The following is a 22,896-nucleotide window of genomic DNA, read 5'->3' on the forward strand; positions in this document are numbered from 1 at the left end:
AACCACCTGTGAAGATCCTGCACACCTCCGACTGGCACGTCGGCAAGGTGCTCAAGGGGCGGTCCCGGGCCGAGGAGCACAAGCAGGTCCTCGCCCAGGTGATCGAGATCGCCCGCCAGGAGCAGCCCGACCTGGTGATCGTCGCCGGTGACCTCTACGACAGCGGGGCGCCCACGCCGGAGGCCACCCGGCTGGTCACCCGGGCGTTGACCGCGCTGCGACGCACCGGCGCGGACGTGGTCGCCATCGGCGGCAACCACGACAACGGCCCGGCCCTGGACGCGCTGCGCCCCTGGGCCGAGGCGGCCGGCGTCACCCTGCGCGGCAGCGTCCGGGACTCCCCCGCCGACCTGATCGTCGACGGCGTCACCCGCGACGGCGAGCGCTGGCAGGTGGCCGCGCTGCCGTTCCTCTCCCAGCGGTACGCGGTCCGCGCGGTGGAGATGTACGAGCTGACCGCCGCCGAGGCCACCCAGACGTACGCCGACCACCTGGGCCGGCTGGTCGCCCGGCTCACCGAGGGGTTCACCGAGCCGGACCGGGTGCACCTGGTCACCGCGCACCTGACCGTGACCGGGGCGAGCGTCGGCGGCGGCGAGCGGGACGCGCACACCGTCCTCGGGTACGCCGTGCCGGCCACCGTCTTCCCGGGCAACGCGCACTACGTGGCGCTCGGGCACCTGCACCGCGCCCAGCGGGTCGACGGGCCGTGCCCGGTGCGCTACAGCGGCAGCCCGATCGCGGTGGACTTCGGCGAGCAGGAGAACGTCTGCTCGGTGACCCTTGTCGAGGTGACCGCCACCGCGGCGGCCCGGGTCCGGGAGGTGCCGGTGGCCGGGGCGGTGCCGCTGCGCACCGTACGCGGCACCCTCGCCGAGCTGGCCGAGGCGACCCCGCCGGAGGGGTGGCTGCGGGTGTTCGTCCGGGAGCAGCCCCGGGCCGGCCTGCGGGAGGAGGTCCAGGAGCTGCTGCCGGGGGCGCTGGAGATCCGCGTCGACCCGGAGCTGCTGCCCGCCCCGGGCGGCGGGGCGCGCGCCGCCCAGCGGGCCGGCCGGTCCCCCCGGCAGCTCTTCGCCGACTACCTGGACAGTCGGGGGCACGCCGACGACGAGGTGCGCGAGCTGTTCGACGAGCTGTTCGAGGAGGTCGACCGCTGATGCGCCCGATGCGGCTGGACATGGCCGGCTTCACCGTCTTCCGCGAGGAGACCGTCGTCGACTTCACCGACGCGGACTTCTTCGCCCTGGTCGGGCCGACCGGCTCGGGCAAGTCGACGGTGCTGGACGCGATCTGCTTCGCCCTCTACGGCACGGTGCCCCGGTGGGGCGGCGCGCGGGGGCTGGCCAACGCGCTCGCCCCGTCCGCCGCCGAGGCCCGGGTCCGGCTGGTCTTCGAGTCCGCCGGTGACCGGTACGTGGCGACCCGGGTGGTGCGCCGGGACGGCCGGGGCAACGTCAAGACCGCCGGCGCCGGGTTGCAGCTCATGCCGGCCGGTTTCGACGTGACCAAGCTCGACACCGGGCTCAGCCCGGAGGATCTGGGCGAGGTGCTGGCCGGCACCCCGGCCGAGATGGAGCAGGCGGTGCTGGAGGCGGTCGGGCTGCCGTACGAGCAGTTCACCAGTTGCGTGGTGCTGCCGCAGGGCCAGTTCGCCGACTTCCTGCACGCCCGGCCGGCCACCCGGCAGCAGATCCTGGTCAACCTGCTCGGTCTCGGCGTCTACGAGCAGGTGCAGAAGCGGGCCGCCGAACGGGCCGGGCGGGCCGAGGCGGGGCTGGAGGCGGTGGACCGGGTGCTCGCCGGGCTCACCGACGTCGACGACGCGACGCTGGCGCAGGCGCAGACCGGGGTGGACCGGGCGCGCGAGCTGGCCGCCGCGGTGGCCGCCGCCGTACCGGAGCGGGACGCGGCGCGGGCGGCGGCCTCGGCGGCCCGGACGGCGCTGGCCGCCCTGGACGCCGACCTGGCCGCCCTGGACGCGGTCCACGGCCCGGCCGGGGTGGCCGAGGTGGCCGCGGCGGTCACCGCCGCCCGCGCCGGGGTGGACGAGGCGGCGCGGGCGGTGGCGTTGGCCGAGGAGCGGGAGGAGAAACTGCGCGGCGAGGTGACCGGCGCGGGCGACGAGAGCACGCTGCGGCTGCTGTTGAAGGCGTACGCCGACCGCGGGCGGCTGGCCGTCGAGGCGGCGTCGGTGGCGGTCGCGGTCGCCGACGCGCAACGCGAGCACGACGCGGCGACCGACGCGCTGGCCCAGGCCCGGGCGGCCGCTGAGCGGGCCGAAACCGAGCTGGAGGCGGCGTTCCGGGCGCACGAGGAGGCGAAGACCACCGACCAGGCGGTGGCGTTGCGGGCGCACCTGGTCGTCGGGGCGTCCTGCCCGGTGTGCGAGCAGGTGGTGCCCCGGGCGCCGGCGGTGCCGGCCGGGTCGGCGGTGGCCCGGGCGCTCGCCGCCGGCAGGACGGCCCGCGCGGCCAGCGAGGCCGCGAAGCGGACCACGCAGGAGCGCGACGCCGCCGCCCGGGGCCTGGAGCGAACGCTGCTGCGGGCCCGCGCCCAGCACGAGCAGCTCACCGGCCGGCTCGCCGAGCTGGACGACCAGCTCGCCGGGGCGGCCACCGAGGACGCGCTGCGGCACGACCTGGCCGAGCACGCCCGACTGCGGGGCGCCCTCGACGAGGCGGCCGGCGCGGTCCGGGCGGGGCGGGACGCGGCCCGGCGGGCCCGGGCCGCCCTCGACGCGGCCGAGGAGCGGCTGCGGGCCGCGTGGCGCGAGTTCGACTCGGTCCGTGACGGGCTGGCCCGGTTCGGCCCGCCGGTCGCCGACCGGGACGACGTCGCCGCCGCCTGGGCGACGCTGGCCGGCTGGGCCGGCGGCGAGTCGACGCGGCGACGCGCCGACCGGGACGGGCTGGTCGGGTCGGTCACCGGGGCCGAGACGGCCGCCGAGGCGGCGCAGCAGCGGATCGGGGAGCTCTTCGCCGCCGCCGGCCTGCCGGTGGACGACGACCCGGTCCGGGCGGCCACGGTGGCGGTGGAGCGGGCCGAGGCGGCGCGCCGGCGGCTGGTGGAGCGCCGGGAGCAGGCCGCCGGGCTGCGTGAGCAGCGGGCCGGGCACGAACGCGACGCCCGGGTGGCCCGCGCGCTGGCCGGTCACCTGCGGGCCAACAACTTCGAGCGGTGGCTGCTGGCGGAGGCGTTGGACCTGCTGGTCGACGGGGCCTCCGGGATCCTGCGGGAGCTCTCCGGCGGGCAGTACGACCTGGTGCACGACAAGGGCGAGTTCTTCGTGGTCGACCAGTACGACGCCGGGCTGCGGCGCGGGGTGCGGACGCTCTCCGGCGGGGAGACGTTCCAGGCGTCGCTGGCCCTGGCGCTGGCGTTGTCGGAGCAGTTGGCCGGGTTGTCCACCACGGCGGCCAGCCTGGAGTCGATCGTGCTGGACGAGGGCTTCGGCACGCTCGACGCGACCACCCTGGACACCGTCGCGGCCACCCTGGAGAGCCTGGCCGCCCGGGGCGACCGGATGGTCGGGGTGGTCACCCACGTGCCGGCGCTCGCCGAGCGGATCCCGGTCCGCTTCGAGGTCCACAAGGACGCCCGCAGCGCCCGGGTGGAACGGACCGGCCGGTGAGCCGGCCCGGGTTCTTCGTCGACGCGTGGGATCCGGCGTACGGGGCGTCGTTCGAGGCGTCGGCGCTCGGCCCGGCCGCCCCGAGCAGCGGCCAGGTCGACCCGGACGTCGAGCTGCCGGCGGCGGACTGGCGGGCGCTCGGCCCGGCCGTCGGCGTGCGCTCCCCGGAGGTCGTGCTGCTGGTCGACGGGGTGCGCCGGATCGACGCCAGCGTCTGGACGGCCGAGGCGGACGGCGTGTCGTACCCGGGGATCGCCGCCTCGTACGCGGCCGGGGTGGTCCGCTGCGACCTGGGTCGGGGCGTGGCGGAGCTGGCCGGGGCGCGGGTGGCCCGGGGGCTGTTCACGGCCAGCCCGTCGGCCGGGGACGTGGTGGCCGGCTCGGTCCGCTACCCGGTGCGCCGGGTCGGCGGCAGCGGTGAGCTGAGCAAGCTGCCGGCCGCCGTGCAGGGCCCGTTGACCGCGCTGGAGGTGGAGGTCTCCGACGCCGCCCGCGTCGACGGCGACCTGCTGGTGGTGGACGGTCCGCTGCGCGCCCGGCGGCAGTTGCCGCGCACCCTCGGGTACGTCAAGACGCAGCACAGCCAGTACCTCGACGCCCGGTTGGCGGCGGTGGTGACCGGGCTGACGCCGGGGCAGCGCTGCCCGGTGTTCCGGCTGGGCATCGGCACCGCCTGGGGCAGTTGGTCGTGGTATCTCCGGCTGCCGGTGACCCGGGGCGCGCCGTGGGCCGGCATCGTGCGGGTGGAGTGCTCACCGGACCTGACCCCGGCCGAGGCGGTCGCGCTGGCCGACCTGTCCCTGGTCACCCTGCCGCGGTTCGCCTCCACCCCGTACAAGGACCCGCGCGCCCCGCAGAACCTGATCCCGATCGCCGGGCTGGAGCGTCGGCTGCGCAGCCTGCTCGGTGACGCCCGGCTGCTGCACCGCGCCCTGTCCGCCTCCGCCCGCCGGGCCCGCTGACCCGGGCGGGATACTGGGCGGATGGGGCGGCGGCGGGGTGGCGACCGGGTGGTCGAGCGGGTCGACACCGGCGAGGCGGAGCTGACGCCCGACGCCGACCGGGCCGGCTCGTGGACGCTGCTGCTGGACGGCACGCCGCAGTCGCACGTCGACCTGACCGACCCGACGCACCTGGAGTTCGAGTACGTGCGCCGGCTGGCCGCCGCGATCGACCTGGTCGCCCCGGCCGGCGCGCCGCTGCGGGCGCTGCACCTGGGCGGCGGCGCGCTGACCCTGCCCCGGTACGTCGCGGCCACCCGCCCCGGGTCGACGCAGCGGGTGTCCGAGGTGGACGGCGCGCTGGTGGAGCTGGTCCGTCGGGCGCTGCCCTGGCCGGCGGAGGCCCGGCTGCGGGTGCGGGTCGCCGACGCCCGCGAGACGCTGACGTCCACCCGGGACGCCGCGTACGACCTGGTGGTCGCCGACGTGTTCGCCGGCGCCCGCACCCCGGCCCACCTGACCTCGGTGGAGTACGCCGCCGAGGTGGCCCGGGTGCTGCGTCCGGGCGGCTGGTACCTGGCGAACCTGGCCGACGGCCCGCCGCTGCGGTACGCCCGCGCCCAGGTGGCGACGGTCCGCTCGGTGCTGCCCCGGGCCTGCCTGGTGGGTGACGCCGGGGTGCTGCGTGGTCGCCGGTACGGCAACCTGGTGCTGGTCGCCGGCCGGGACGAGCCGCCGGTAGCGGCGTTGACCCGGCGGGCCGCCGGGGACTGGTTCCCCGGCCGGGTGCTGGCCGGCGCGGAGCTGGACCGGTTCGTCGGCGGCGCGGCGGTGGTGCGGGACGCCGACGCCACCCCCTCCACGCCACCCCCGCCCGGAATTTTTTCCGTCCGCCGTTGATCCTTTCGCCGGGGCGGCGCGTACCACCCGGCGGCCCGGTCACGGGTCGGCTGATGTCATAGGCACCCCCGGAGGTCTGCATGCACGCGGTGGCGGCCGGCTGGCACGGCGACATGGTGCGGGCGAAGTGGACGGCCCGCTCCCAGTCCCGGTCCGCCACGTCGACACGCGGGGTCGACGCCCGCCCCGCCGGTCGCCATGATGAGCCGGTGACGCCGCGACCCACCCCCGGGCGGCACCAGGCGCGGTCCACCGAGGCCAGTCACTCCGACCAGTTGATCCGGCTGCTCTACGCCGAGCACGCCGGGCCGTTGCTGATGTTCGTGATGCGACTGACCGGTGGGGACCGGCAGCGGGCCGAGGACATCGTGCAGGAGACGCTGCTGCGGGCGTGGCGCAACGCGCACCGGCTCGGCGCGCAGGGGCAGACGTCGCTGCGCCCGTGGCTGGTGACGGTGGCCCGACGGATCGCCATCGACGAGCATCGCAGCGAGCAGGCCCGGCCGGCGGAGACGTACGACCGGGACCTGACCGCGTTCGCCGAGTCGGACAGCACCGACCAGGTGCTGCGGACGATGACCGTGGCGGACGCGCTGCGTACGCTGAGCCAGTCGCACCGGGAGATCCTGGTGGCGACGTACTTCCGGGGGCGGACGGTGCCGGAGGCGGCGGAGGAGCTGGGGCTGCCGCTGGGCACCGCCAAGTCGCGGGTCTACTACGCGTTGCGCGCGCTGCGGACGGCGTTGCAGGAGCGGGGGGTGACAGGGTGAGCCGGGCCGACCACTGGGACGTCGCGGCGTACGCGCTCGGCGTGCTGGACCAGGCCGACACCGAACGGTTCGAGGAGCACCTGGCCACCTGCTGGGCGTGCGCCGCCGAGCTGGAGACGATGGTGCCCGTGGTGGGGCTGCTCTCCGGCATCGACGGGGACACCATGACCGCGGTGGAGCAGACCGCCACCGACCCGGCGCTGCTGGACCGCACCCTGGCGGCGGTGCGGGCCGACCGGCGTCGCGCCCGGTTCCGCCAGGTGCTGGCCACCGCGGCGGCGGTGGTGGCGTTCAGCGTGCTCACCGGCGTCGGGATCACGGTGGTCGGTGGCGGGGAGCCGGCCGGTCCGCCGGTGGCGCTGCCGACGACCGCCGTGCCGTCGCAGCCGACCCGGCCGGACCTGGGCGGGTTGGGTGGCCCGGACGAGATCGTCGGCGAGACGGTCTCCGAGACCGACCAGGCCACCGGGGTACGGGCGGATCTGATCCTGGCCGCCGAGCCGTTCGGCACCCAGGTCGCCTTCCAGTTGTCCCGGCTGCCCGGCCCGCGCAAGTGCCGGCTGGTGCTGGTCCGGGCCGACGGCGGCACCGAGGTGGTCAGCTCCTGGTCGGTGCCGGCCGGGGGGTACGGCACCAACGCGAACTCGGTGCCGCTGCGGTTGCAGGCGAACACCGCGACGCCCCGGGACCAGATCAGGCGGGCGCAGGTGCAGTCGGTGGACGCCGCCGGGGTGGCCACCGCGTTGGTGACCGTCCCGCTCTGACCGACTCCGCACGTCGACTCCGGCATCGGACACATTGTCCGATGCCGATCGGTCGTGTGCGCGGAGAATCGCCTTTCCCCGTTACGGACCACTCCGGGGAACGGTTCAACGTAACGCCGTGAAATTGCCCACGCCAGCACGTTCAACCTTGACAGGCGTCGTTTCCGTACTCCCCGGTGAACTGGCAGAAACGAGGAGGGCACGTGGCACTCATGAAGCGGACGGTCATCGCCGCCGGCACCCTGGTCGCACTCACCGCCTGCGCTCCGGCCGGCTACGGCGGGCCGGAATCCGACGAGGCGGCGCCGATCCCGGTCGCCGCCGCCGAGCCCAGCGCGACGGGCGGACCGGAGGCCTCGCCCGCGCCCAGGGACGCGCCGAGCGACGTCGACCTGACCGAGGAGCTGAACGGCAAGAAGGTCGCCAAGATGGGCGAGGTCGTCACCGACGAGGACGGCTGGATTCTGTACCGCTTCGACAAGGACACCGCCGACCCGCCGGCCTCGAACTGCGTGGACAAGTGCGCCGAGATCTGGCCGCCCGCGCTGACCGACGGCGACCCGGCCCTCGACGGCGTCTCCGACGACAAGGTCGGCACGATCACCCGGGACGACGGCGCCAAGCAGCTCACCCTGGGCGGCTGGCCGCTGTACCGGTACATCGGCGACAAGAAGCCCGGCCAGTGGAAGGGTCAGGGCGTCAGCGGCACCTGGTTCGTGGTCCAGCCGGACGGTAAGAAGAACCTGAGCTGCCTGCCGAAGGGCACCCCCGAGCCGGTCGCCCCGCCCGCCGACGACGACGCCAGCGGCGGCTCCGACTACTCCTACTGACCCCCGGCCGCGGGTGGCGCGGTCCCCACCGCCACCCGTTCCGGGTGGTCGGGCCGGCGGCGGGGCGCCGGCCCGACCACCCTCCCCGACGGGGACGCGGCGCACCGGCAACGCCGTCGTCCCGGCCGCGGCGTCGACCTCCGGGTCGACGCCGCGGTCCACCCGTCCGACCAGGGGATCCGCCCGAGGCGGCAGGCGTGGCAGAGTGTCCCGGTGACCGCGATCCGGATGCTGCGCCCACCGCCGGAGCACCGGCTCGCCGACACGCTGCGCGCGCTGACGTTCAGCCGGCACGACCCGTGCGCCCGGATCACCGCCGGCACGTTCTGGTGGGCGGCCCGTACCCCGGCCGGCCCGGCCACCCTCGCCCTGCGCCGCGACGGCGGCGACCTGCGCGCCGAGGGGTACGGACCGGGGGCCGCCTGGGCGCTCGACCGGGCCGACGCGATCGCCGGGCTACGCGACGACGTGACCGGCTTCGCCGCGCTGGCCGCGGGTCACCCGGTGGTGGCCCGGCTCGCCGAACGGCACCGGGGACTGCGGATGCCCGCCACCGGCCTGGTCTTCCGGCACCTGCTGCGGGCGGTGCTGGAGCAGAAGGTCACCGGCACGGAGGCCTACCGGGGGTACGCGGCGATGGTGCGGCACTTCGCCGAGCCGGCGCCCGGGCCGACGCCGGCCCTGCTGCTGCCGCCCGACCCGGCGGCGGTGGCCGCCACGCCGTACTGGGTGTTCCACCCGTTCGGCGTCGAGCAGCGGCGGGCCGAGACGCTGCGCCGGGTCGCCGCGCTCGCCGACCGCCTGGACCGCAGCGCCGACGCCGCCGAGGCGACCCGCCGGATGACCGCCGTACCCGGCATCGGTCCGTGGACCGCCGCCGAGGTGGTCCGCGCCGCGTACGGCGACCCGGACGCGGTGAGCGTCGGCGACTACCACGTGCCGAACACGGTGGCCTGGGCCCTCGCGGGTGAGCCACGGGCCGACGACGCCCGGATGCTGGCCCTGCTGGAGCCGTTCCGTGGGCACCGGGGCCGGGTCTGCGTGCTGCTGGCCGCCAGCGGCGTGCAGGCCCCCCGCCACGGCCCCCGCCTACCCCTGCGCTCCTTCGCCGCCTTCTGAGCCCCGCCCGGTGAGGAGCTTCCGCCGTCGGCGCGATCGGCGCCGGAGGCTCCCGCTCACCGCGGCGAGGGCGGTGGGGCTGACGGGGCGCGGGCGCAGAGGCGGCGGAGGGTGCGGGCGAGGCGGTGGGCGTAGGCGTGCTGGAAGAGTCGGGCGGCGGGGCCGGCGGCCCGCATCAGCCAGCGGTCCGGACGGCTGAACGCGCGGACCTCGAACCACACCCGGCCGGCGTCGTCGCGTTCCACCACGAACGCCTCCTCGCCCCGGGCCGGGTGACCGGGCAGCGTGCCGTACCCGAATCCGGCCCGCCGGTCGTCGTCGACCGCCCAGACCACCTCGCAGGGCGCCAGCAGGCGCGCCGGGCCGACGCCGAGCCCGGACGTGACGCGGACGCCGGGAGCGGCCCGGGGCGCGTCGGCGGTGATCCGTACCCCGGCGGCGCGGTGCAGCCGCCAGGTCAGCACCGCCGCGCCCGCGACGGCGAAACAGCCGTCGGGCAGCCGGACCCGGCGCCGTACGTGCCGCCAGCCGGCCGGCAGCTCGCCGTCGCGGGTGGCCCCCACGTGCGGGTACGTCAACGACACGGCGGCCTCCCGGGATCGGCGCGGACCGGGCAAGCGTACGACCGGAGCCAGCCGGTCCGGCGCGGCACGGCACGGCACGGCACGGCACGGCACGGCACGGACCAGCGTGTCCGGTACGGGTGGCCGGGGCTTCCGGGGCAGCCCACCCTGCTCCGGGCGGTCAAGCCTGATCCCTGCGCGGGGCGGGCTGCCCCGGAGGCCCGTCGTAGGCGCGGTCCGCCGACCCCTCGCGGGACAGGGACGCTCAGCGGGCCTCGCGCAGGTCGGCCAGGGTGAGCGGGGTGAGTCGGGTCAGCAGGTCGGAGAGCTCGGCCACGGAACCGACCTCGCCGAGCACGTCCTTGCCGCCGCCGAACTCCGGCCGGTAACGGCGCACGAGCCGGTACCGGTGGCGGCCCCGGATCAGCTCCACGCTGACCCGCCAGCGCCCACAACAGTCGCAGACCCACTCGCGCACCCGGTGACGGTAGCTCCGACCCGCGGTCCGGCGGACCGGTCACCGGGGACGGGCCGACCCGGGCCGGGGCACCGGGCCCGGAACGCGCCGGGTGATGTGCCTCACCGGGTCGGCGCGGTCTGGTTGACTGGTCGCCGTGGAGCTGCCGCTGAGTGCCTCGATCGAGCCGATGCTGGCCAGGAGCGTCCCCCGGATCCCCACCGGCCCGGGGATGACCTACGAGCCCAAGTGGGACGGCTTCCGCTGCATCGTGCTGCGCGACGGCGACGAGGTCGAGCTGGCCAGCCGGGGCGGCAAGACGCTGACCCGGTACTTCCCCGAGGTGATCGCCCAGGCCCGCCGCCAGTTGCCGGCGCGGTGCGCGGTCGACGGCGAGCTGGTCGTGATCCGGCGGGACGGCCCGGACGGGCAGCCGCGCCTCGACTTCGACCTGCTCGCCCAGCGGATCCACCCGGCGGCCTCCCGGGTGAAGCTGCTCGCCGAGACCACCCCGGCCGACTTCGTGGCCTTCGACCTGCTCGCGCTCGGCGACGAGAGCCTGCTCGACCAGCCGTACCCGCGGCGGCGGGCCCGGCTGGTCGAGGCGCTGGCCGGGGTCCGGCCACCGGTGCACGTCACCCCGGTCACCACCGACGTGGACACCGCCCGCCGGTGGTTCGACATCTTCGAGGGCGCCGGGCTGGACGGGCTGATCGCCAAGCCGGCCGACCTGCCGTACGAGCCGGGCAAACGGTTGATGTCCAAGGTCAAGCACGCCCGGACGGCCGACGCCGTGGTGGCCGGCTTCCGCTGGCACAAGTCCGGCCCGGTGGTCGGCTCGCTGCTGCTCGGCCTCCACGACGCCGAGGGCACGCTGCACCACGTCGGGGTGTGCGCCTCGTTCACCATGGCCCGCCGGGCCGAGCTGCTGACCGAGTTGGCGCCGTACCGGGACGTCGGCGGCGAGCATCCCTGGGCGCACGGCGACCACGAGCGCGGCCAGCGCATCCCGGGCGGGGTGAGCCGGTGGACCGGCGGCAAGAACCTCGAATGGGAGCCGCTGCGCCCGGAGCTGGTGGTCGAGGTCGGCTACGACGCCATGGAGGGCGACCGGTTCCGGCACACCGCCCAGTTCGTCCGCTGGCGGCCGGACCGGGATCCGCGTTCGTGCGGCTACGACCAGTTGGAGCGGCCGGTCCGCTTCGACGTGGACCAGGTGCTCCGGGGTGATCCGACGCCGACCGCCGGAGGCTGACCGCCGCACCCGTCCGACCCGGGGCCGACCGCCCCACCCGTCCGCCGGCACGTCCCTCCGGGACCGTCGGCCGGGCGGACCGACCGAGACCGGAGGCAGCCGTGCGCCGATTTTCTGTCCTGTCCCGACCCGGCCGGCGCGGGCCGGGCCGGTCCGTCGCGCCCGGCCGGGCCGGGAGTTCGCCGGCCCTGACCCTGAGCTGGCCGGCACTGAGCTGGCCGGCACTGGTCGGGCTGGTCGTGGTGACGCTGGCCGTCGCCGGTTGCACGTCGCCGGGCGCCACACCCCGGGCGGGCGACGGCGACGCGTCGCCGGCCGCCCCGCCGGGCGGGACCCCGCGGTGGCGGGCCTGCCCGGAGGCGGCCGAGGAGATCGCCGGGCGGCGCGGGCCGGACATGCGGTACGAGTGCGCGCGGATCTCCGTACCCCGGCGGTGGGGCGACGACGGCCGGGCCGCGACGGCCGGCCCAGGCAGCGGCGAGACGTTCGAGATCGCCTTGCTGCGGGCCCGGTCCATGAAGCAGCGCGACCGGATCGGGTCGCTGGTGGTCAATCCGGGCGGGCCGGGCGGCTCGGGCGTCGACACCGCCGTCCACCTCTCCCTTGGCGCGCAGTTCGGCGGCCTGCCGGCGACCGTCACCGAACGCTTCGACATCGTCGGCTTCGATCCGCGCGGGGTGTCCCGGTCCAGCCCGGTCGAGTGTGTCTCCGACGCCGAGCTGGACGACAGCTTCGGCTACGACCCCGACCCGGAGTCCGCCGCCGCCTTCGACGGGCTGGTCGCGCTCAACCAGCGGATCGGCCGCTCCTGCGGCACCAGGTACGGCGACCAGCTCCCGCTCTACGGCACCGAGCAGGCCGCCCGGGACATGGACGCGGTGCGGGCCGCCGTCGGCGACGAGAAGCTCACCTACCTCGGCTACTCGTACGGCAGCCTGCTCGGCGCGGTCTACGCCCAGCTCTACCCGCAGCGGGTGCGCGCGTTCGTGTTCGACGGGGCGGTGGACCCCCGGCAGGGGGTGGTGGCCGCCTCGGAGAGCCAGGCGCGGGGCTTCGAACGGGCCTTCGACAACTTCGTCCGGTGGTGCGCCGACCACGCCGACCGCTGCCCGGTCGCCCCGGACGCGCGGGCCGCGGTGACCTCGGCGATCGACCGGGCACGGGTCTCCCCGGTACGGGGCGCGGACGGCCGGGAGGCCACCTCCGGCTGGGTCTTCTACGCGGTCGTCTCGTCGCTCTACACCGAGCAGGGCTGGCAGGAGCTGGCCCGGGCGGTGGACCGGTTGGCCGACGGCGACCCGGCCGACGTGTTCCGTCTCGCCGACGCGTACACCGGGCGGCGTCCGGACGGCGCCTACTCGAACCTCTTCGACGCCAACCTGGCGATCAACTGCGCCGACGAGGACGAGAAGCCGAGCCGGCAGCGGGTCCGGGAGTTGCAGTCGCGGTGGCGCGGCACGTACCCGCTGTTCGGTCCGGCGTTGGCGGTGGGGATGCTGACCTGCGTCGAGTGGCCCGGACGGCCCGACCCGTACCCGACGGGCCGGGCCGACGGCGCGCCGCCGATCCTGGTCGTGGGCACCACCGGGGACCCGGCCACCCCGTACGAGCAGACCCCGGCGCTGGCCGGGATGCTGGGCGTGGGTCGGGTGCTCACCTGGGACGGCGAGGGCCACACGGCGTATCCGCAGACCGCCTGCGTCACCGAGGCGGTCGACGCCTACCTGGTCGACCTGACGGTGCCCCGGGAGGGGCTGCGCTGTCCGGCGCGTTGACGGACGCCACCACCGCGCCGGCCACCGGCAGTCGCGCGCGCCACCACCGCGCCGGCCACCGGCAGTCGCGCCGGCCGCCGACGCGGCCCTGCCGCGGCGCCCGCCGCTGCACTAGATTCTGCGCATGGCCCGGCGGAGGCGACTGGCACCGGCGGCGTGGACGGCACGTGTTCCGCCGATCGTCTGGTTGGCGGTCGCCGCCACGCTGGTGGCCGTCGCCTTGTCCACCCGCTGGCGCGCCCTGGGCGGTGACCCGGTGCTCACCGGCAGCATGGAGCAGCAGGTCGGGGCGGTCGGGCCGGCCGCCGCCGGTTGGCTGACGGGCAGCGCCACGCTGCTGGTGCTCACCCAGGCGGCGGCGTTGGCGGCCGGGCGGGCGCAGCAGCGGCTCCGGCAGGCCGGCACCGCGTTCGCGGCCGTCCTCACGGTCGCCCTCGGGGCGCTCGCGGTGACGCTGACCGGGACCGTCGAGGGGCCGTTCGACGACGAGCGGACGCTGGTCTCCAGCCAACCCGGCCCGGCCCTGCTGGCCGCCGCCGGCGCGCTGCTGGCCTGCCTGGTCGGCATCTGGTCGGCGCCCACCCGCCCGGCCAGCGGCGACGCCGGCCGGGCCCACACGCTCGGTGGCGGCACGTTCGGTGGCGGGACGCCGGGGCGGTCGGCGCGCTGGCGTCGGCTCGGCGTGCTCCTGCTGGCCGTCGGCTGGGCGACCGTCGCCGTCGCGGTCCTGCTACCGGCCTGGCGACGTGAGTACCCGAACCGGGTGGAGGTGGACACCAGCCTGGACCTGGCCTTCGTGACGGCGCCCGTCGCGCTGGTCGGGGCCCTGCTGGCGGTGCCGTCGCTGCTGCGCGTCGGGTCGGCCCGGCGGCCGTGGCGGGAGGCGAGCCGGGGCTGGTCGATCGCCACCACGCTGGGCTGCGGCAGCTCGACCCTGGTGGTCTGGTACTTCGTGGCGAACGACCCGTACCGCCAGGAGGACGGCATGACCTCGGCCCGGCCGGGCGCGGGCACCGCGCTGGCGCTGCTCGGCTGCGTGCTGGTCGCGGTCGCCGGGGCGCTGCCCGACGACCGCTGACGTCGACCGGTCCGGCCGGACACAGGTCGGGAGGCCCGACCGGCCGCGGGTCGGAAGGGCTGACCGGGTTCGCGGGACAGGGTCGGTCAGGCGCGGCAGAGGATCTCGCCGTGCAGGATGGCGAACCAGCCGTCGTCGGCGGCGGCCCACTCGCGCCAGCCGTCGGAGAGCCGGGCCAGGTCCGCCGGGGTGGCCAGGCCGGTGGCCAGCGCCTGGTCGGCCAGCGCCGAGCGGCGGATCCGGTCGGCCCACATGCCGCCCCACCACTGCCGGTCCTGCCCGGTGGCGAAGCACCAGGTGCTCGCGGTCGCGGTGACCTCGGTGAAACCGGCGGCCCGGGCCCAGGACAGCAGCCGCCGGCCGGCGTCGGGCTCACCGCCGTTGGCGCGGGCGGCCCGCTGGTAGAGGGCGAGCCAGTCGTCCAGCGCCGGCACCCGGGGGTACCAGGTGAACGCGGCGTAGTCGCTGTCCCGGGCGGCGACGACCCCGCCGGGCCGGCACACCCGGCGCATCTCGCCCAACGCCCGGACCGGGTCGGCGACGTGCTGGAGCACCTGATGGGCGTGGACCACGTCGTACGTGGCGTCGGGCAGGTCGAGCGCGTGCACGTCGGCGACCCGGAACTCGATGTCGTCCCGTCCCCGGGAACGGGCCTCGGCGCGGGCCAGGCCGAGCGCCTCCCCGGTCACCTCGACGGCGGTGACCCGGGCGACCCGGGCGGCCAGGTCGGCCGTGATGGTGCCGGGTCCGCAGCCGACGTCGAGCAGTGCCGACTCCGGGGTGAGGTACGGCAGGAGGTAGCCGGCCGAGTTCTCCGCGGTACGCCAGCGGTGCGAGCGCAGCACCGTCTCGTGGTGCCCGTGGGTGTAGACGTTGCGGGTGACGGCCATCGCGGGACCTCCTCGTTCCGGGTGCCCCGACGGTAGCCGCCGCGTCCCTCGATGCGGGACGATTTTCCCGACAGGTGGACTTCAGGCGTTCTCCGGGCGGGCCCGGGACGGCTGCACCCGCTTCGGTTCGCCGGGCATCTTCGGATGGTCCGGCGGGTACGGCAGGTCACCCGAGCCGGCGGCGTCGTCCCGGTCGGCCCAGTCCAGCAGGGGGGTGATGTCCCACGGGTCGTCGTCGATGCCGGCGTGCGGGTCGCCGCGCTCGGCCAGCCGGGCCGGCACGCTGCCCAGGTGGAGGTCGTCCGGGTCGACGTCGGGCAGCTCGTCCCACTCCACCGGGGTGGAGACGGTGGCCCGCGCGTTGGCCCGCAGCGAGTACGCGCAGGCGATCGTCCGGTCCCGGGCCATCTGGTTGTAGTCGACGAAGACGTGCGCCCCGCGCTGCTCCTTCCACCACGCTGTGGTGATCAGGTCGGGGCGGCGACGCTCCAGCTCCCGGGCCAGCGCGATGGTCGCCCGACGCACCTCGGTGAACGTCCAGCGCGGGGCGATGCGCAGATAGACGTGCACCCCCCGGCCGCCGGAGGTCTTCGGCCAGCCGGTGACGCCCAACTCGTCGAGGAGGGCACGCAGCTCACCGGCGGCGGTCACCGCGTCGGCGAAGTCGGTGCCCGGCTGCGGATCCAGGTCGATCCGCAGCTCGTCGGGGCGGTCCACGTCGGCGGAGCGCACCGGCCACGGGTGGAACACGATCGTCCCCATCTGGGCGGCCCACGCCACGTGCGCCAGGTCGGCCGGGCAGAGCTCGTCGGCGCCACGCCCGCTGGGGAACTCGATCCGGGCGGTCTCGACCCAGGGCGGGACGCCCCGGGACGGCACCCGCTTCTGGAAGAACATCTCCCCCTCGACGCCGTCGGGGAAGCGTTGCAGCGTCGTCGGGCGACGCCGCAACGCCCGCATGATGCCGTCGCCGACCGCGAGGTAGTAGTGGAAGACGTCCGCCTTGGTGAACCCGGGGCCCGGATAGATCACCCGGTCCGGGCTGCTCAACCGGACCGCGCGCCCGGCGACCTCGACCTCGACGGCCTTGCTGGTGCCACCCATTCCGCGACCATATGCCAGCCGGGTGACACCCGGCGTACCGTTGACGGGTGAGTCTTTCCGACAACGAACTGCCCCGCACCGAGGACGAGTGGCGGGTCCGGCTGACCCCGGAGGAGTTCCGGGTGCTGCGGCAGGCCGGCACCGAGCGCGCGTGGACCGGCGAGTACGTCGACACCAAGACGCGGGGCGTCTACCACTGCCGGGCCTGCGGGGCGCGGCTGTTCTCCAGCGACACCAAGTTCGACTCGCACTGCGGCTGGCCGAGCTTCGACGACGCGCTGCCCGGGGCGGTACGGGAGATCGACGACGACAGCCTCGGCATGCGGCGCACCGAGATCCGCTGCGCCCGCTGCGACAGCCACCTGGGGCACGTCTTCCACGGCGAGAGGTTCACCCCGAAGGACACCCGGCACTGCGTCAACTCGGTCTCCATCCGGCTGGAGCCGACCCCGGACTGACCTCGTCCACCGGCAGCAGCGCCGCTGCCGGCGGCCCGTCCACCGGCAGCGCCGAGGCCGGCCGCCCGTCCGTCGTCAGAGCCGCAGCCGGCTGCCCCGCTCGTCGATCCCGTCGGCCTGGTCGTCGTCGAGCCACACGCCGCCGGTGGCCAGGTACCGGAAGTGGTACTCCCCCGGCCGCAGCTTGACGGTGACCGTACGGGTGCCGTCACGGCGGCCGACCAGCTCGTGCCGTCCGGGCTGCCAGTCGTTGAACGAGCCGACCACGCTCACCGTCCCGGGCGGGACGTCCCGGGGCAGGCAGAAGGTGACCCGGGTCTGGTTACCGAAGAGCTTGCTGCGCTTGATCACGCCGGTCCTCCCACCACTCGGGGGTCGTTCACCTGGCCCAACGCGCGACCCGCCCGCGACGACGCGCCAACCCCCGTCCGGCAGCGGGCAGCGGGCAGCGGGCAGCGGGCAGCGGGCAGCGGGCAGCGGGACGGCCTACCATCGCGGGATGCTGCCACGCGCCACCGAGGTCCGGGTCGCCTCGTTCCTCGACCTGCCCCCCAGGACCTTCCACGACCTGCTGAAACTGCGGATCGACGTGTTCGTGGTGGAGCAGCGCTGCCCGTACCCGGAACTCGACGGGCGGGACGTCGAGCCCGGTACCCGCCACCTGTGGCTGACCGAGGACGGCGCCGTCCTCGCGTACCTGCGGATCCTGGCCGACCCCGGCGGGGTGGAACGGATCGGCCGGGTGGTGGTCGCCCCGACGGCGCGCCGCGGCGGACACGCGGGCCGGCTGATGCACGAGGCGCTGGCCGTGGTCGGCCGCCGGCCGTGCGTGCTGGAGGCGCAGTCGTACCTGGTCGACTTCTACGCCCGGCACGGGTTCACCGCCAGCGGCCCGGAGTACGTCGAGGACGGCATCCCGCACACGCCGATGCGCCGCGACCCCACCCCCTGAGCGGCACGTCGACCCGCCGGAGCAGGCCAGACAGGGATTGACAGAAGACGATAGAAGTGGCAATCTGCGCAGCAGAGCCGCCGCGGGAGCCACGCAGTCGGCGCGGGAGAGGGCAACTCCCGACCGGACGTCGTCAGTCCGAACTCTTCCCCTGGAAGGCTCATGTCCACCCTCTTGCGCACCCGTCGCACACCGTTCGTGGCGGGGCTGTTCGCCGTCGCCGCGACAGCCGTGCTGCTGCTGTCCACGGCGTTGACGAACCCCGCCTCCGCCCACGGCAACGTCCTCGACCCCGCCTCCCGCAACTACGGTTGCTGGCAGCGCTGGGGCAGCAACTTCAACGACCCCCGGATGGCCACCGAGGACCCGATGTGCTGGCAGGCCTGGCAGGCCGACCCGCAGGCCATGTGGAACTGGAACGGCCTGTTCCGCGAGGGGGTCGCCGGTAACCACCAGGGCGCGATCCCGGACGGCCAGCTCTGCTCCGGCGGCCGCACGCAGAACGGCCGGTACAACGCCCTCGACACGGTCGGGGCGTGGCAGACCACGAACCTCGGCAACAGCTTCCGGATCCGGTTCTTCGACCAGGCCAGCCACGGCGCCGACTACATCCGGGTGTACGCCACCAAGCAGGGCTTCGACGCGCTGAACAAGCCGCTCGCCTGGAGTGACCTGGAGCTCGTCGGCCAGATCGGCAACACCCCTGCCTCGCAGTGGCAGAAGGTTCCCGAGGGTGTCGAGATCAACATCCCCGCCAACGCGCCGGGCCGCACCGGCCGGCACATCGTCTACACCGTCTGGCAGGCCAGCCACCTGGACCAGTCGTACTACCTGTGCAGTGACGTCAACTTCGGCGGGACCACCGCTCCCCCGACCACGCCTGCGCCCACCACCCCGCCCCCGACCACGCCCCCGCCGACCACCCCGCCGCCCACCACGCCGCCGCCGACCACTCCGCCGCCCGCCGGGAACGGCTGCTCCGCCAGCTACACCCTGGTCTCCTCCTGGAGCGGCGGCTTCCAGGGTGAGGTCAAGGTGACCGCCGGCGCCGCGATCCGTGGCTGGCGGGTCACCTGGTCGCTGCCCAGCGGCCAGCAGATCAACCAGGGTTGGAACGCCAACCTGACCACCAGTGGTGGCACGGTGACCGCGACGAACGTGTCCTTCAACGGCACGCTCGGCGCCGGGGCCAGCACCACCTTCGGGTTCATCGGCTCGGGCAGCGCCGGCACGCCGGTGCTGACCTGCTCCGCCACCGCCTGACCCCGGTCGGGGCCGCCGCCAGTCCCCTCCGGCGGCGGCCCCGACCGGCCCGGCTCCCGCCGGGCCCCCGACCAGGGGCCCCGCGGCGTCCGGAGGCGGTCGGTGGCGGCCGTTCCGGCGTCGCCGAGACGGCGGGCCCGTCCGACACGGCCCGTCAGGGCAGGGCGGTGACGATCTCGGTGAGCGAGCGGCGTCGGCCGGTGTAGAAGGGGATCTCCTCGCGGACGTGCCGGCGGGCCCGGGAGGCGCGCAGGTCCCGCATCAGGTCGACGATCCGGTGCAGCTCGTCGGCCTCGAACGCGAGCATCCACTCGTAGTCACCCAGCGCGAACGAGGCCACCGTGTTGGCCCGCACGTCCGGGTAGCCTCGGGCCATCCGGCCGTGCTCGGCGAGCAGCTCCCGCCGCTCGGCGTCGGGCAGCAGGTACCACTCGTACGACCGCACGAACGGGTAGACGCAGACGTACGCCCGGGCCTCCTCGCCGGCCAGGAACGCCGGGATGTGGCTCTTGTTGAACTCGGCCGGCCGGTGCAGCGCCATCTGCGACCAGACCGGGGCCGTCGCCCGCCCCAACGCGGTGCGCCGGAACCGCCCGTAGGCGTCCTGCAGGGCGTCACTGGAGGCGGAGTGCCACCAGATCATCAGGTCCGCGTCGGCCCGCAGCCCGGCGACGTCGTACGTGCCCCGGACCGTCACGTCCTTGCCGGCCAGCTCCTCCACCAGGGCCTCGGCCTCGGCGGCGACGTTGTCCCGCAGCGCCGGCAGCGCGCTGGTGGCCCGGAACACCGACCACATCGTGTAGCGGATGCTGTCGTTCAACTCCCGCAGCCGGGCCGCGTTGGTCTGCTCGGTCACGTCACCGCTCCTTCCAGCACTCTGATGATCTCGTCGGCCGCGGTCTCGCCGGAACGGACGCAGACCGGGATGCCGACCCCGTCGTAGCCGGCCCCGGCCAGCGCGAGGGTCGGCCGGGACCCGCGCAGGGCCGTCCGCGCCCCGGCCACCCGGTCCAGGTGCCCCGGGGCGTACTGGGGCAGCGCCCCGCCCCACCGTCGCACGTGGCTGGCCAGCGGGGCCGGCAGCTTCGCGCCGAGCACCTCGGCCAGCTCCCGGCGCACGGTGTCGACCAGCTCGGCGTCGGGGAGCTGCACCTGCCGCTCCTCGCCGTACCGGCCGACCGAGGCGCGGACCAGGGCCAGCCCGTCCGCCCGGCGCAGGTGCCCCCACTTGGTGGTGAAGAAGGTCGCCGCCTTGATCGACAGCCCCTCGGTGGCCGGCACCAGGAAACCGGAGAGCTCCGGCAACTCCGGCTCGGGCAGGGCCAGGGTGACCAGGGCGACGCTGGCGTAGTCCAGTCGGCCGACGGTCGCCGCCACCGTCGGCGCGCAGTCGGCGAGCAGTCGGGCGGCGGGCCGGGCCGGCACCGCCAGCACCACCGCGTCCACGTCGACGAGCTCCGGGGCCGGGACGGGCCCGAGGGTGAGCCGCCAGCCGCCGTCGGCGGTCGGGGCCAGCGCCCGGACCGTCGCGCCGAGCCGGACGTCCGCCCCGCTGGCCGTGGCCGCCGCCTCGACCAGCCCGGTCAGGCCGCCGGCCAGGGCCCCGAAGACCGGCGACCCGGGCGCGCGGGGGGCGGCGGCCTGCGCCGCGCGGACCGCCCCGGTCAGGGTGCGCTCGACCCGGGCCGCCCGGGCCAGCGCCGGCATGGTGGTGACCAGCGAGAGGTCGTCGGCGCGGCCGGCGTACACGCCGCCGAGCATCGGATCGACCAGACGCTCCAGCACCTGGTCGCCGAGCCGGGCCCGGACCAGCGCGCCGACCGCGACGTCCTCCGTCGGGCCCAGCAGCGGCCGGCCGGCGTCCACGTCGGCCGCCGCGGTGGGCTCGGCCACCGTCGCCACCCGGTCCAGATCCCCCGGTACGCCCACCAGCGTGCCGCCCGGGATCGGGCGCAGCGTCCCGTCGACGGCGAGCGCGGCCTGCCCGACGGTCGGGTGCACGAGCCGGTCGGTCAGGCCGAGCCGCCGGACCAGGGCCACCGCGGCGGACTCCCCGCCGGCCGGGTCCCGCATCAGGAACGACTCCGCGCCGAACTCCACTGTCGCGCCGGCCAGCCGCCCGGTGCGCAACTTGCCACCGAGGGCGCCGGACTGCTCGTACACGGTGATCGTCGTGCCGGCGGGCGCGCGGTCACGCAACCGGACGGCGGCGGCCAGCCCGGTGATCCCGCCGCCGACCACCGCGATCCGCCACGGTCGCCGCATCGTCGCCTCCCGCCTAGTCGACGGGCCGCGCGGACACCTCGTGCACCAGCGCGACCACCCGGGTCAGCACGTCCGGGTCGGTCTCCGGCAGCACGCCGTGGCCGAGGTTGAACACGTGGCCGGGAGCGGCCCGCCCCTCGTCGAGGATGCGCCGCACCTCGGCCTCGACGACCGGCCAGGGGGCGAAGAGCAGGCACGGGTCCAGGTTGCCCTGCACGGCGCGGTCCGGGCCGATCCGCTTGCTGGCGACGTCCAGCGGGGTACGCCAGTCCACGCCGACGACGTCCGCGCCGGCCTCGCCCATGGCGGTCAGCAGCTCCGCGGTGCCCACCCCGAAGTGGATCCGGGGCACGCCGACGTCGGCCAGCCCGGCCAGCACGCTCGCCGAGTGTGGCAGCACGTACCTGCGGTAGTCGGCCTCGGAGAGCGCGCCGGCCCACGAGTCGAACAGTTGCACCGCGGAGACCCCGGCGGCGACCTGGACCCGGAGGAACTCCAGGGTGACCTCGGCCAGCCGGCCGCACAGCGCGTGCCACAGCTCCGGCTCGCCGTACATCAGCGCCTTGGTCTTCGCGTGGGTCCGCGACGGACCGCCCTCGACCAGATAGCTGGCCAGCGTGAACGGGGCCCCGGCGAAACCGATCAGCGGGGTGTCGCCCAGCTCGGCGACGAGCAGCCGGACCGCCTCGTCGACGAACGACACGTCGTCACGGGTGATCGGGCGGATCCGCGCCACGTCGGCGGCGGAGCGCACCGGCTCGGCGACCACCGGACCGGTGCCGGGCACGATGTCCAGGTCGACGCCGGCCGCGGCGACCGGCACCACGATGTCGCTGAACAGGATCGCCGCGTCCACCCCGTGCCGGCGGACCGGCTGGAGGGTGATCTCGGCCACCAGCTCGGGACGGCGGCACGACTCCAGCATCGCCACGTTGGCCCGGATCTCGCGGTACTCGGGCAGCGACCGGCCGGCCTGGCGCATGAACCAGACCGGCGTGTGGGGTACGGGCCGGCGACGACAGGCGCGCACGAAGGGCGAGTCGGCCGGGCCGGTCTGTCCGTCTCGGGCGGCGTCGCCCGCGGTGGTGGTGGTCATCGCCGCAATCGTGCCACGTCGGGTGTCCCGCCTCGCCCTCCGGGTTGCGCAGCACACGCCGTCACCGGGGCGCCGACCGCCACGGAGCGCCCACCGGCGTCGGGGCGGCGCGGCGGGCGGTCGACGCCGACGTACGGCACGAAGGCCGGTGAGCGCCGGCGTGCCGTACGAACGCGGGGCGACGCGGCGACATAGGCTGCCGGCATGTCCCCCCCGATCGCGCTTCCGGAGACCTTCGTCCGCGCGGTCGCCGGGCTGCGGTCGGTGGCGCCCCGCCCCGAGATCGTCCTGGAGGAGGTGGGCGCCCCGCAACGCCTCGCCCCGTACGCGTTCGCGCTCTCCGCCACCGTGCTCCGCGACGGCGACGAGGTGACCACCGGACGGCTGATCCTGCTGTACGACCCGGACGGGCACGAGGCCTGGCAGGGCACCCTGCGACTGGTCACGTACGTGACCGCGGACCTGGAGACCGACCTGGCGGCCGACCCGCTGCTACCGGCGGTCGGGTGGACCTGGTTGACCGACGCGTTGGAGGCGCAGGAGGCCGGCTACCGGGCGCTCGGCGGCACGGTCACCCAGACCATGTCGACCCGCTTCGGGGACCTGGCCGGGCCGCCCGCCGCCGGGGACGTCGAGATCCGCGCCTCGTGGACGCCGCTCCGGGACGACCTGGCCGCGCACCTGCTCGCCTGGTGCACGCTGCTCGCCTCGACGGCCGGGCTCCCGCCGCCCGGGGTCACCGCCCTGCCCGAGCGACGCCCCGCCCCCACCGCCTGACCGGCCGG

General features: G+C 75.9%; 23 protein-coding genes. 15 read left to right on the top strand and 8 right to left on the bottom strand.

Annotated features, from left to right (window positions below):
• The first annotated feature begins 8 nt into the window (after window positions 1-8).
• The 8 genes from O7606_RS10430 to O7606_RS10465 all read left to right on the top strand — a co-directional run bounded on the left by O7606_RS10430 (window position 9) and on the right by O7606_RS10465 (window position 8,955).
• Complete coding sequence (locus O7606_RS10430) at window positions 9-1,157, top strand: exonuclease SbcCD subunit D (RefSeq protein ID WP_281598857.1); 1,149 nt, start codon at window positions 9-11, stop codon at window positions 1,155-1,157.
• On the top strand, window positions 1,157-3,631 hold the full coding sequence (locus O7606_RS10435) for an SMC family ATPase (protein WP_281598858.1): 2,475 nt from the start codon (window positions 1,157-1,159) through the stop codon (window positions 3,629-3,631). Before O7606_RS10430 ends, O7606_RS10435 begins: the two co-directional genes overlap by 1 nt.
• The gene (locus O7606_RS10440; protein WP_281598859.1) at window positions 3,628-4,593 is read left to right on the top strand and encodes a hypothetical protein; all 966 of its coding nucleotides are present in this window, start codon (window positions 3,628-3,630) and stop codon (window positions 4,591-4,593) included. The genes O7606_RS10435 and O7606_RS10440 overlap by 4 nt, the downstream gene beginning before the upstream one ends.
• Window positions 4,594-4,614: 21 nt before the next feature.
• Window positions 4,615-5,472, top strand: coding sequence for a fused MFS/spermidine synthase (locus O7606_RS10445; protein ID WP_281598860.1), 858 nt, complete (start codon window positions 4,615-4,617; stop codon window positions 5,470-5,472).
• Window positions 5,473-5,552: 80 nt separating this feature from the next.
• Window positions 5,553-6,242, top strand: coding sequence for a sigma-70 family RNA polymerase sigma factor (locus O7606_RS10450; RefSeq protein ID WP_281598861.1), 690 nt, complete (start codon window positions 5,553-5,555; stop codon window positions 6,240-6,242).
• On the top strand, window positions 6,239-7,006 hold the full coding sequence (locus O7606_RS10455) for a zf-HC2 domain-containing protein (RefSeq protein ID WP_281598862.1): 768 nt from the start codon (window positions 6,239-6,241) through the stop codon (window positions 7,004-7,006). Before O7606_RS10450 ends, O7606_RS10455 begins: the two co-directional genes overlap by 4 nt.
• A 212-nt stretch (window positions 7,007-7,218) precedes the next feature.
• Window positions 7,219-7,836, top strand: coding sequence for a hypothetical protein (locus O7606_RS10460; RefSeq protein ID WP_281599596.1), 618 nt, complete (start codon window positions 7,219-7,221; stop codon window positions 7,834-7,836).
• Window positions 7,837-8,064: 228 nt separating this feature from the next.
• The gene (locus tag O7606_RS10465) at window positions 8,065-8,955 is read left to right on the top strand and encodes a DNA-3-methyladenine glycosylase 2 family protein (RefSeq protein ID WP_281599597.1); all 891 of its coding nucleotides are present in this window, start codon (window positions 8,065-8,067) and stop codon (window positions 8,953-8,955) included.
• 56 nt (window positions 8,956-9,011) lie between these two features.
• Here O7606_RS10465 and O7606_RS10470 read toward each other — a convergent pair whose 3' ends face one another.
• Both O7606_RS10470 and O7606_RS10475 read right to left on the bottom strand, forming a co-directional pair.
• Window positions 9,012-9,539 (bottom strand): DUF1990 domain-containing protein, encoded by a 528-nt coding sequence (locus tag O7606_RS10470; protein WP_281598863.1) that lies wholly within the window; start codon window positions 9,537-9,539, stop codon window positions 9,012-9,014.
• A 244-nt stretch (window positions 9,540-9,783) separates the two neighbouring features.
• Window positions 9,784-9,996 (bottom strand): hypothetical protein, encoded by a 213-nt coding sequence (locus O7606_RS10475; RefSeq protein WP_348651144.1) that lies wholly within the window; start codon window positions 9,994-9,996, stop codon window positions 9,784-9,786.
• Window positions 9,997-10,132: 136 nt separating this feature from the next.
• Here O7606_RS10475 and O7606_RS10480 point away from each other — a divergent pair, with 136 nt between their 5' ends.
• The 3 genes from O7606_RS10480 (at window position 10,133) to O7606_RS10490 (ending at window position 14,083) form a co-directional block, all read left to right on the top strand.
• The gene (locus O7606_RS10480; protein ID WP_281598865.1) at window positions 10,133-11,230 is read left to right on the top strand and encodes an ATP-dependent DNA ligase; all 1,098 of its coding nucleotides are present in this window, start codon (window positions 10,133-10,135) and stop codon (window positions 11,228-11,230) included.
• A 209-nt stretch (window positions 11,231-11,439) separates the two neighbouring features.
• Window positions 11,440-13,005, top strand: coding sequence for an alpha/beta hydrolase (locus O7606_RS10485; RefSeq protein WP_281599598.1), 1,566 nt, complete (start codon window positions 11,440-11,442; stop codon window positions 13,003-13,005).
• A gap of 124 nt (window positions 13,006-13,129) precedes the next feature.
• Window positions 13,130-14,083, top strand: a complete 954-nt coding sequence (locus O7606_RS10490) for a hypothetical protein (protein WP_281598866.1) — start codon at window positions 13,130-13,132, stop codon at window positions 14,081-14,083.
• A gap of 86 nt (window positions 14,084-14,169) precedes the next feature.
• Here the strand turns inward: O7606_RS10490 and O7606_RS10495 are convergent, their stop codons facing one another.
• Window positions 14,170-14,973 carry a class I SAM-dependent methyltransferase gene (locus tag O7606_RS10495; protein WP_281598867.1) on the bottom strand — a complete coding sequence of 268 codons (804 nt, stop codon included), beginning with the start codon at window positions 14,971-14,973 and terminating at the stop codon, window positions 14,170-14,172.
• An 81-nt stretch (window positions 14,974-15,054) separates the two neighbouring features.
• The gene (gene ligD / locus O7606_RS10500; RefSeq protein ID WP_281598868.1) at window positions 15,055-16,077 is read right to left on the bottom strand and encodes a non-homologous end-joining DNA ligase; all 1,023 of its coding nucleotides are present in this window, start codon (window positions 16,075-16,077) and stop codon (window positions 15,055-15,057) included.
• Window positions 16,078-16,124: 47 nt separating this feature from the next.
• Here ligD and msrB point away from each other — a divergent pair, with 47 nt between their 5' ends.
• Entirely contained in the window at window positions 16,125-16,535 is a 411-nt protein-coding gene (msrB, locus tag O7606_RS10505; protein WP_281598869.1) for a peptide-methionine (R)-S-oxide reductase MsrB, read from the top strand.
• A 75-nt stretch (window positions 16,536-16,610) separates the two neighbouring features.
• Here msrB and O7606_RS10510 read toward each other — a convergent pair whose 3' ends face one another.
• The gene (locus O7606_RS10510; protein WP_281598870.1) at window positions 16,611-16,886 is read right to left on the bottom strand and encodes an isoamylase early set domain-containing protein; all 276 of its coding nucleotides are present in this window, start codon (window positions 16,884-16,886) and stop codon (window positions 16,611-16,613) included.
• Window positions 16,887-17,037: 151 nt separating this feature from the next.
• Here O7606_RS10510 and O7606_RS10515 point away from each other — a divergent pair, with 151 nt between their 5' ends.
• Window positions 17,038-17,487, top strand: a complete 450-nt coding sequence (locus tag O7606_RS10515; protein WP_281599599.1) for a GNAT family N-acetyltransferase — start codon at window positions 17,038-17,040, stop codon at window positions 17,485-17,487.
• Between the two features lie 162 nt (window positions 17,488-17,649).
• The gene (locus O7606_RS10520) at window positions 17,650-18,750 is read left to right on the top strand and encodes a lytic polysaccharide monooxygenase (RefSeq protein ID WP_281598871.1); all 1,101 of its coding nucleotides are present in this window, start codon (window positions 17,650-17,652) and stop codon (window positions 18,748-18,750) included.
• A 154-nt stretch (window positions 18,751-18,904) separates the two neighbouring features.
• Here O7606_RS10520 and hemQ read toward each other — a convergent pair whose 3' ends face one another.
• From hemQ to hemE, 3 genes are read right to left on the bottom strand one after another with little or no spacing between them, the layout of a single operon-like run.
• Window positions 18,905-19,606 (bottom strand): hydrogen peroxide-dependent heme synthase, encoded by a 702-nt coding sequence (hemQ, locus tag O7606_RS10525; protein WP_281598872.1) that lies wholly within the window; start codon window positions 19,604-19,606, stop codon window positions 18,905-18,907.
• Window positions 19,603-21,015 (bottom strand): protoporphyrinogen oxidase, encoded by a 1,413-nt coding sequence (gene hemG, locus O7606_RS10530; RefSeq protein WP_281598873.1) that lies wholly within the window; start codon window positions 21,013-21,015, stop codon window positions 19,603-19,605. Before hemG ends, hemQ begins: the two co-directional genes overlap by 4 nt.
• Before the next feature lie 13 nt (window positions 21,016-21,028).
• Window positions 21,029-22,111: a uroporphyrinogen decarboxylase gene (gene hemE, locus O7606_RS10535; RefSeq protein WP_281598874.1), complete on the bottom strand. Its 1,083-nt coding sequence runs from the start codon at window positions 22,109-22,111 to the stop codon at window positions 21,029-21,031.
• A 204-nt stretch (window positions 22,112-22,315) separates the two neighbouring features.
• Between hemE and O7606_RS10540 the strand changes: the two genes are divergently transcribed.
• Window positions 22,316-22,888 (top strand): DUF3000 domain-containing protein, encoded by a 573-nt coding sequence (locus tag O7606_RS10540; RefSeq protein WP_281598875.1) that lies wholly within the window; start codon window positions 22,316-22,318, stop codon window positions 22,886-22,888.
• Window positions 22,889-22,896: the final 8 nt, after the last annotated feature.

The sequence above is a fragment of the Micromonospora sp. WMMD882 genome (genome assembly GCF_027497255.1).
In the GTDB taxonomy this organism is placed as follows: Bacteria; Actinomycetota; Actinomycetes; order Mycobacteriales; family Micromonosporaceae; genus Micromonospora.